The following is a 579-nucleotide window of genomic DNA, read 5'->3' as shown; positions in this document are numbered from 1 at the left end:
TGCGTGGCCCCCTGGAAGGGGGCTTGTTTAGACCCCCGCAGGCGTCAGCGACTTTGCCACGCACTGCCGCTGCGCGGCAGGTCGCTCGGTCGCTGCGCTCCCTCCCTCGGTGGGCTGGTATGAGCTTAGCGACCTGGGTGCGTGGCCCCCTGGAAGGGGGCTTGTTTAGACCCCCGCAGGCGTCAGCGAATCTCGTCGAACGCTTCTTCGGTCTCCTCACCGAGCATGCCCTCAAGCGCGGTTCACACACGAGCGTCCCAGACCTTCGCAAAGCCATCTACGAGTACGTCGAGGCCCACAACGAGGACTGCGCCCCGTTCAAATGGACCAAGACCGCCGACCAGGTTCTCGAGTCTGTCCAGCGAACCTGCCGCCGGATTCTCGAAGTCCACGGGGCGACCTCCAAGTGACTCGACTTAGGCCAGGTATTTCAGATCCAGGGGACTAGACTAGTTCTAGCAGCCCGGGGTGCAATGCATCGTGTCGCCTCGCGCCGGAATGTTCGCCGAGGGCGCGAAGCCAAAACGCCGCTGTACCGGGCGTACTGCAAGTTTTGGCGACAAAGCCCTCGGCGAAAAG

The 579-nt window shown here is 63.4% G+C and carries 1 pseudogene; it reads left to right on the top strand.

The features are described from left to right. Positions 1-164: 164 nt before the first annotated feature. Positions 165-410 (top strand): annotated as a pseudogene (locus tag ENSA5_RS37190) (IS630 family transposase); the annotation flags it as partial. Between the last annotated feature and the right edge of the window lie 169 nt (positions 411-579).

It is taken from the genome of Enhygromyxa salina (genome assembly GCF_002994615.1).
Lineage (GTDB): Bacteria > Myxococcota_A > Polyangia > Nannocystales > Nannocystaceae > Plesiocystis > Plesiocystis salina_A.
Note: the sequence above shows the minus strand (reverse complement) of the source record. Positions and strands in the feature narration are given on the sequence as shown.